6 protein-coding genes are annotated in these 8,251 nt (G+C 61.9%); 4 read left to right on the forward strand and 2 right to left on the reverse strand.

The window, feature by feature from the left end; genetic code table 11:
* Positions 1 to 370: 370 nt before the first annotated feature.
* Positions 371 to 1,723, reverse strand: coding sequence for a 23S rRNA (uracil(1939)-C(5))-methyltransferase RlmD (gene rlmD, locus JX325_RS09755; protein WP_204790957.1), 1,353 nt, complete (start codon positions 1,721 to 1,723; stop codon positions 371 to 373).
* An 11-nt stretch (positions 1,724 to 1,734) separates the two neighbouring features.
* Positions 1,735 to 3,336 carry an MBL fold metallo-hydrolase RNA specificity domain-containing protein gene (locus JX325_RS09760; protein ID WP_204790958.1) on the reverse strand — a complete coding sequence of 534 codons (1,602 nt, stop codon included), beginning with the start codon at positions 3,334 to 3,336 and terminating at the stop codon, positions 1,735 to 1,737.
* 184 nt (positions 3,337 to 3,520) lie between these two features.
* Between JX325_RS09760 and JX325_RS09765 the strand changes: the two genes are divergently transcribed.
* From JX325_RS09765 to JX325_RS09780, 4 genes are all read left to right on the forward strand, one after another.
* Positions 3,521 to 4,696 (forward strand): 2-hydroxyacyl-CoA dehydratase, encoded by a 1,176-nt coding sequence (locus tag JX325_RS09765; protein ID WP_204790959.1) that lies wholly within the window; start codon positions 3,521 to 3,523, stop codon positions 4,694 to 4,696.
* Between the two features lie 144 nt (positions 4,697 to 4,840).
* Entirely contained in the window at positions 4,841 to 7,591 is a 2,751-nt protein-coding gene (gene secA, locus JX325_RS09770; RefSeq protein WP_204790960.1) for a preprotein translocase subunit SecA, read from the forward strand.
* 13 nt (positions 7,592 to 7,604) lie between these two features.
* Positions 7,605 to 7,871, forward strand: a complete 267-nt coding sequence (locus tag JX325_RS09775; RefSeq protein ID WP_204790961.1) for a hypothetical protein — start codon at positions 7,605 to 7,607, stop codon at positions 7,869 to 7,871.
* On the forward strand, positions 7,861 to 8,251 hold a 391-nt coding region (locus JX325_RS09780), incomplete at its 3' end, for a laccase domain-containing protein (protein WP_204790962.1). The genes JX325_RS09775 and JX325_RS09780, both read left to right, overlap by 11 nt.

Consider the following 8,251-nt stretch of genomic DNA (forward strand, 5'->3'; position numbering starts at 1 on the left):
TCACTATCCACATATAAATTATTTTTCTTTTCTCTCATAAATGCCACCGTCCTTTTTTATTTTCATTATAATAGACAGATACCAGTATATTCAAAGATGCAAATGAGCGAAAAAATAAGCGTACCACTATCTCTAATGATACGCCTATCCCGTTCAATTTCTAAGAGCCTGTTGCCTATATTTTATCAGCAGGGTGTACACTACATAGACACGTTGATTGCGGAAAGCCTTTATTTTCCGTTTGTGTTCCCACACCCGATATCAACTACCACTGAAACATCAAAGTAGTTTTTAAGGTGCTTATTTCGTATTTTTTCACCCTCCGAAGTGAACATGAAATGCTTCGCAAAGTGCCTAAAATAAAGGACTTCTACGAGTTTTTCTTTTGTATCAACACAATAGTCTCCACATGCCGCGTTCCCGGAAACATATCCACCGCCGCCGCCCGGAGGGCCCGGTAGCCCCGCTCTGCGAACAGCTTTACGTCTCTTCCCAAGGTTCCCGGGTCGCAGGAGACATACACAATCCGCTCCGGCCCCATAGCCGCCGCCGAGGCGATGACCTCCGGGCTGAGCCCCTTCCGGGGCGGGTCCACCGTAATCACGTCCGGCCGCAGGCCCTGGGCCTCCAGCATGGCCGCCGTGTCCGCCGCGTCGCCGCAGAAGAACGCCGCATTGTTCACGCCGTTCCGGGCCGCGTTTTCCTCCGCGTCCCGGATAGCGGCGGGGACGATCTCCGCGCCGATGGCCCGTTTGGCCCGGCCCGCCAGACACAGCGTGATGGTCCCCGCGCCGCAGTAGAGGTCCAGCGCCGTTTCCTCCCCCGTCAGGGCGGCGAACTCCAGGGCCTTTCCATAGAGAACTTCCGCCTGGTCCCGGTTTACCTGGTAGAAGGAGGGGACCGACAGCTTGAACTCCAGGCCGCACAGCGTGTCCATCAAAAAGTCCTGCCCCCAGAGGGTCCGGTACTGGTCCCCCAGAATCACGTTGCCTTTTTTCGTGTTCACGTTCAGCACCACGCCCAAGGTTTTGGGCGCGGCGGCCAGGACCAGGGCGGCCAGCTCCGCCTCCCGGGGGACCTTCCGCCCGTTGACGACGACGCAGCACAGGCTCTCGCCCTTGCGGTTGGCCCGCACGTAGACATGACGAACCAGCCCCCGGCCCGTGGCCTCGTCATAGGCGGGGATTTTATAGCGCTTCATCCAGCTTCCCACGGCGTGGGCCGTCCGGTCGCAGACCTCCGGCTGGAGGAGGCAGCGATCTACCGGAACCACTTGGTGAGTCCGAGCCTGGAAGAAGCCGATTTCCCCCCGGGGCCCCACGGGATACTGGCATTTATTGCGGTAATGCTCCGGTTTTTTGGCACCCAGGATTTCCTCCACCTGGACGTCCGCGCCGCCGATGCGGCTCAGTGCGTCCTGAACCCGCTGCCGCTTGGCCCGGAGCTCCTCCGCGTAGGAGAGGTGGCGGAAGTCGCAGCCGCCGCACCTGCCGTAATAAGGACAGTCCGGGATGGCCCGCTCCGGGGAGGGGGTGTGAATCTTCACGATTTCCCCCAGGGCATGGGTTTTCATGACCCGGGTGATTCTCAGGTCAATCCGCTCCCCCCGGACGGCCCGGGGCACGAAGACCACGGCGCCGTCCAGCCGGACGACGCCATAGCCTTCGCTGGAATAGCCCTCCGTCAGGGCAGTGTGGATTTGGCCGTTTTTCAAGTATTCCATAGATCCGGCGCTTAAGCCTCCCACTTTTCAAGCAGCTGCCGCAGCTCCGCGGCGTACTTCGCCAGGGACTTGTTGTCCCGGCCCTTGCTGCGCTTGATGAACTCGGTAAGCATGCTGCCCACGGACGCCAGGCGCTCGTAAGCCGGCGCGCCCTTGGAGCCGGTGACCGGCTTGACCTTCCGCTCCGGCAGGTAGCCCCGTTCGAGGATGGTTCCGGCCGCCAGGTCGTAAACCTCCGTGTACTGGGGGGCATGGGCGGAGATGCCCATGTTTTCCAGGGTCTGGGCGAAGTGGGGAGCCACCTCCCGGTCCCCGTGGACTACAAAGACGTGCTGGGGCTTGGGGTTCTGGAAGCCGGAGATCCATTTCAGCAGATGATCCCGGTCCGCGTGGGAACTGAGGCCGGTGAAGTTCTCCAGACGGGCCCGGACGGTGATTTCCTCGCCGAAGAGCTTCACGCTCTCCGCCCCCTCCAGCAGCTGGCGGCCCAGGGTGCCCTCCCCCTGGAAGCCCACGAAGAGCACGGTGCTCTCCGGCCGCCAGAGGTTGTGCTTCAGGTGGTGGCGGATGCGGCCCGTGTCGCACATGCCGGAGGCGGAGATGATGACCTTGGGGGTCCGGTCCTCGTTGAGGGCCTTGGACTCCTCGCTGGTTTCCGTGGCGTGAAGGTTGGGGAAGCGGAACATGTTCGTGCCCTTGCGCACCAGCCACACCGCGTCGTGGTCCATATAGCCCCGGAGGTCCCCGTCAAAGATGGACGTGGCCTTTTTCGCCAGGGGAGAGTCGATGTACACCGGGAAATCCGGGCAGGAGGATACCATGTGCTGTTCCTTAATCTCCCGGATGAAGTAGAGAAGCTCCTGGGTCCGGCCTACGGCGAAGGAGGGGATGATGACGTTGCCCCCCCGGGCCATGGTCTCGTCGATGATCCGGGCCAGCTCGTCGGTGTAGCCCCAGCTCTCCGGGTGGTTCCGGTCGCCGTAGGTGGACTCCATCACCACGTAGTCCGCCCCGGCCAGCTGCACCGGGTCCCGGATGACGGGCTGGTTGATGTTGCCGATGTCCCCGGAGAAGACGATGCTCTTTTTCACGCCGTTTTCCCGCAGGTCCATGGCCACGAAGGCGGAGCCCAGCAGGTGCCCCGCGTCGGTGAACTCGATATCCACGCCCTCGCACAGGTTGATGAGCTCGCCGTACTCGCAGACAACCATAAATTCCTTGACCCTCTCCGCGTCCTCCACGGTGTAGAGGGGCTCGGTCCGGGGCGCGCCGGAGCGCTCACCCTTGCGGTTTTTCCACTCCGCGTCCTGCTCCTGGATGTGGGCGGAGTCCAGCAGCATGATTTCCAGCAGCTGGGCGGTGAGGCGGGTGGTGAGGATGCGGCCCTTGAAGCCCTGCTTGATGAGCATGGGAATCCGGCCGGAGTGGTCGATGTGGGCGTGGGTGACCAGGACGTAGTCGATGGTGTTGGCGGCAAAGGGGAATTCGCCGTTGGAAACCTCGTCCCGGCCCTGCTGAAGGCCGCAGTCGATGAGGATGCGGGTGTCGTTGATCTCCAGACAGTGGCAGCTTCCGGTGACGCATTGGTCCGCGCCGTAAAAGCTGAGCTTCATAGTGAGGCCCTCCTTATCTCTTAGTACAAATCATTGTAACACGTTTTGACGGAATATACAAGGAACAATCGAATGATTTTGCCTGGTTTAGAAAAAGTGACCAGCGGTTTCCCCGGCTGGACAGGGAAGGGGGAAGGGAGTATACTGTGCATAAAGCCGGCACACCGGAAAGGAGGAGACCGCCATGCCCCGCACACTGCTGATTCCCGCCCTTCTGGACGATTGGTTCCCCTTGCTGCGGCACGCGTTCGCTTCCCGGGAGTGGGAGCCGGTTTTGCTGCGGGAGGAACGGGGCCTGGCGGACCGGGGAATGCGGTATTTCCACAATGAACTGTGCTACCCCGTCTTTCTGGTGGCGGGGCAGGTGCTGGCCGCCCTGGAATCCGGGGAGTATGACCCGGCGGAGTGCGGCGTGCTGATGGGACAGGCCGGAGACGAGTGCCGGGGCTCCTGCGGCATCCGGCTGATGCGGAAGGCGCTGGACAAGGCGGGATATCCGGAGGTGGCGCTGCTGTCCCTGAACGTCCGGGATATCGACCGGGACACGGGCCTTCCCATCACCCTGGCGATGATCCGCCGGGCGCTGGCGGCGGCGGTGTGGGGAGACGCGCTGGCGATTGCCCGGAACCAGGTGCGGCCTTACGAGGTCCTCCCCGGCGGCGCGGAGGCGCTTTGGCGGCGCTGGATGGAGACGCTGGGGGAGGATCTGCGCCGGGGGACGGGCCTTTCCCGGCGCCGCATTCTCGAGCGCTGCCGGGAGATCGCGGCCTCCTTCCGCCGGATTGAGACGGCGCCCGGGGACGTGCGGAGGGTTGCCGTTGTGGGAGAGATTTACACAAAGTACTGCCATCTGGGGAACTGGAACCTGGAGCGGTATCTAGCCGCAGAGCGCTGCGAAATCGGAGTGGGCGGCCTTACCTGGTACGCCCTCTATTATATGGATACCCACAGCCTGAAGGGCCCCGCTTACCAGCGGAAGCTGTACCGCTTCCTGTCCGAATGGCTGGGGGGAATCCAGCGGGAGCTGCTGGCGGTTTTGCGGGAGGCCGGATTTCACACCCTGCCGCCGCTGGCGGAGGTAAAGCGCCGGGCGGAGGGGCTCGCGCCCTTAAACTGCACCGTGGCCGACGGGTGGCTCGTCACCGCCGAGGCGGCGGCCTGGGCCGGGCTCGGGTACCGGAAGATCCTCTGCGTCCAGCCCTTTGGCTGCCTGCCGGGACATATTTTCGGCAAGGGGCAGTACGCCGCCCTCCAGCGAAAACTGCCGGATGCCCTGCTGGTCAGCGTGGACTATGACGCCAGCACCGGCGAGGGGACCGTGGAAAGCCGCGTCCGGATGCTGCTGGATACGGAACTGTGAGCGTTTCCGCTTTGTAAACTTTTTTCCGGCCGCCCCTGATTTCCTTTGCATTCCAGGGGAAACTGTGGTAAGCTATGCTTGTTTTACTATGAAATTCCCGCCCTTCCGGGCGGCGGAACAATCGAAAGGAAGTTTCAAACAATCATGGGCCTGATTCAAAAGATTTTCGGCGACTACAGCTCCCGGGAGCTGAAATCCATTACCCCCATCGCGGATAAAATTGAGGCCATGGCCGATGAGTACAAGGCCATGAGCGACGCCCAGCTCCAGGCAAAGACCCAGGAGTTCAAGGAGCGCCTGCAAAACGGCGAGACCCTGGACGACATTCTCCCCGAGGCCTTCGCCACCGCCCGGGAGGCGTCGGACCGGGTGCTGGGCCTCCGGCCCTACCGGGTGCAGCTGGTGGGCGGCATCGTCCTCCACCAGGGCCGCATCGCCGAGATGAAGACCGGCGAGGGCAAGACCCTGGTGGCGACCCTTCCCGCCTACCTCAACGCCCTGGCGGGGAAGGGGGTCCACATTGTCACCGTCAACGACTACCTGGCCAAGCGCGACAGCGAGTGGATGGGCAAGGTCCACCGCTTCCTGGGGCTCAAGGTGGGCCTCATTGTCCATGGCCTGACCTCCAAGCAGCGCCAGGAGGCCTACGCCGCCGACATCACTTACGGAACCAACAACGAGATGGGCTTCGACTACCTCCGGGACAATATGTGCATCTACTCCCAGGAGCTGGTCCAGCGGGGCCATTCCTTCGCCATCGTGGACGAGGTGGACTCCATCCTTATCGACGAGGCCCGGACTCCCCTCATCATCTCCGGCCAGGGGGAGAAGTCCACCCAGATGTACGACCTGACGGAGATGTTCGTGGCGAAGCTCAAAAAGCAGGTGGTGGTCCAGGTGGACAACAAGGAAGAGGAGGCCGCGGACATCGACGCGGACTATGTGGTGGACGAAAAGGCCAAAACCGCCACCCTCACCGCCCGGGGCATCGCCAAGGCGGAGGAGTACTTCCATGTGGAAAACCTCTCGGACCCCTCCAACTCCACCGTCAGCCACCACATCAACCAGGCTCTCAAGGCCCACGGCACCATGAAACGGGACATCGACTATGTGGTGAAAGACGGGGAAGTCATCATCGTGGACGAGTTCACCGGCCGGTTGATGTTTGGCCGCCGGTACTCCAACGGCCTCCACCAGGCCATCGAGGCCAAGGAGCATGTCAACGTCAACAGCGAAAACCGGACCCTGGCGACGATTACCTTCCAGAACTACTTCCGGCTCTATGACAAGCTCTCCGGCATGACCGGTACGGCCATGACGGAGCAGGAGGAATTCGGGACCATCTACAACCTGGACATCATCGAGATCCCCACCAACCGCCCCAACCAGCGCAGCGACCACCACGATGTGGTCTACAAGACCGAGGCCGGGAAGTTCCGGGCCGTCATCCAGCAGATCAAGGAGTGCCACGAAAAGGGCCAGCCCGTGCTGGTGGGCACCGTGTCCATCGAGAAAAACGAGCTTCTTTCCAAGCTCCTGGCCCGGGAGGGCATCAAGCACAACCTGCTGAACGCCAAGAACCACGAAAAAGAGGCGGAGATTGTCGCCCAGGCGGGCAAGCTGGGGGCCGTCACCGTGGCCACCAACATGGCGGGCCGCGGCACCGATATCATGCTGGGGGGCAACGCCGAATACCTTGCCAGGGCGGACCTGGACAAGGCGGGGTACTCCGAGGAGGTCATTGTGGACGCCACGGGCTACGCCGACACGGACAACCAGGAGATTCTGGACGCCCGGAAGCTTTTTGCCGAAAAGCTGGCCCAGCACAAGGCGGAAATCGCCAGCGAGGCGGACCAGGTCCGGGAGGCCGGAGGGCTGTTCATCATCGGCACGGAGCGCCACGAGTCCCGCCGGATTGACAACCAGCTCCGGGGCCGCGCGGGCCGCCAGGGGGACCCCGGCGAGACGAAGTTTTATATCTCCCTGGAGGACGATTTGATGCGCCTTTTCGGCGGGGACCGGATTACGAACATGATGGAGCGGTTTGACCTGGACGAGGACACGCCCATCGAAAATAAAATGCTGACCCGCGCCATTGAAAACGCCCAGACCACCGTGGAGTCCCGGAACTTCCAGTCCCGGAAATCCGTGCTGGAATACGACGACGTGATGAACAAGCAGCGGGAGCTGATCTACAGTCAGCGCCGCCAGGTTCTGGACGGCATGGACATCAAGGACACGGTGCTGAACATGATGCATACCTCCATTGGGAACCATGTCAGCCTGGCCTTTGGCGAAAAGCCGCATTTGGACGCCGCCGGATACCGGGAGATGCTCCGGGGGCTGGAGGGCATGTACTTTGCCCAGGGGGCCGTGAGCATCCCCGAGGGGGAGGTTCCCGGCAAGAGCCAGGAGGACTTTGACGAGGCCTTCATCGCCGCCGCCGAGAGCTTCTATGAGAACAAGGAGGCGGAGATCACCAGCCCCATTATGCGGGAGCTGGAGCGGGTGGTCATGCTCCGGGTGGTGGACGAGTACTGGATGGACCACATCGACGCCATGGACGACTTGAAGCAGGGCATCCGGCTCCAGTCCTACGGCAACAACAATCCGGTGGACGTGTATAAGCGGGAGTCCCTGGAGATGTTCGAGGAGATGATCGCCGCCATCCAGGACGAGACCGTCCGGCGGCTGTACTCCGTGCGCCTGAGGAAGGACGAGGAGGTCAAGCGGGAGCGGGTAGCCAAGGGCATGGTGGAGAACGTCGGCGGCGACGGGACCAAGCCCAAGAAGCAGCCCCTCAAGGTTGTGAAAATCGGGCGGAACGACCCCTGCCCCTGCGGCAGCGGCCTGAAATGGAAGAAGTGCACATGCCCGGAGTATCATAGTAATTAAAGAAGGCAAATGTATGGATAAAAAGGATGACAGTGTTCTTTTCCTGCTCCAGGATATCAAAGAACTCGTGTTTGGCATTGCTTTGAGCCTGTTGGGCGGAATCTTGCTGTATGCTTCCATTCTGGACAGCGGCGCGGTTGAGCTGTTTGCGCTTCTGGGCCTCCCGGTGCTGGCCTATGGCGTGTTCCACATCTGGAACGGCTGGACGAACCATAAGCCGGTTGAGAAAAACGGCGAAGGCCAAAAGAAAGAAGAACAGGGAGGTCCCCATGCCCTTTGAAACCCACGAACAAAACGGCCTGGTCTGGTTCACCGCCTCGAACTTAGGCGGCGTCCGCCACGGCTTTTCCACCCGCCTGGGGGGCGTGTCCCCCGCCCCCTGGGACAGCCTGAACCTCCGCCCCGGCATGGGGGACGGGCGGGATGCCATGCTGGAAAATTACCGCCGTTTCTGCGCCGCCATCCGTGTGGACATGGATCGGACCGTCCTCTCCCGGCAGGTTCATGAGACGAATGTCCGGGCCTGCACGGAGGCCGACGCCGGGAAGGGCCTCTTCCGGGAGCGGGACTATGACAGCGCCGACGCGCTGGTGACGGATGTTCCGGGCTTGACGTTGTCCGTCTTTTCCGCTGACTGCGGGACCGTGCTCCTCCACGACC

Source organism: Oscillibacter sp. CU971, from assembly GCF_905219725.1.
Lineage (GTDB): Bacteria > Bacillota > Clostridia > Oscillospirales > Oscillospiraceae > Oscillibacter.

What these genes read in the sequence shown, in the direction of transcription:
- rlmD (WP_204790957.1), bottom strand. Translation starts at nt 1,723, where the DNA reads ATGGAATACTTGAAAAACGGCCAAATCCACACTGCCCTGACGGAGGGC.
- JX325_RS09760 (WP_204790958.1), bottom strand. Translation starts at nt 3,336, where the DNA reads ATGAAGCTCAGCTTTTACGGCGCGGACCAATGCGTCACCGGAAGCTGC.
- JX325_RS09765 (WP_204790959.1), top strand. Translation starts at nt 3,521, where the DNA reads ATGCCCCGCACACTGCTGATTCCCGCCCTTCTGGACGATTGGTTCCCC.
- secA (WP_204790960.1), top strand. Translation starts at nt 4,841, where the DNA reads ATGGGCCTGATTCAAAAGATTTTCGGCGACTACAGCTCCCGGGAGCTG.
- JX325_RS09775 (WP_204790961.1), top strand. Translation starts at nt 7,605, where the DNA reads ATGGATAAAAAGGATGACAGTGTTCTTTTCCTGCTCCAGGATATCAAA.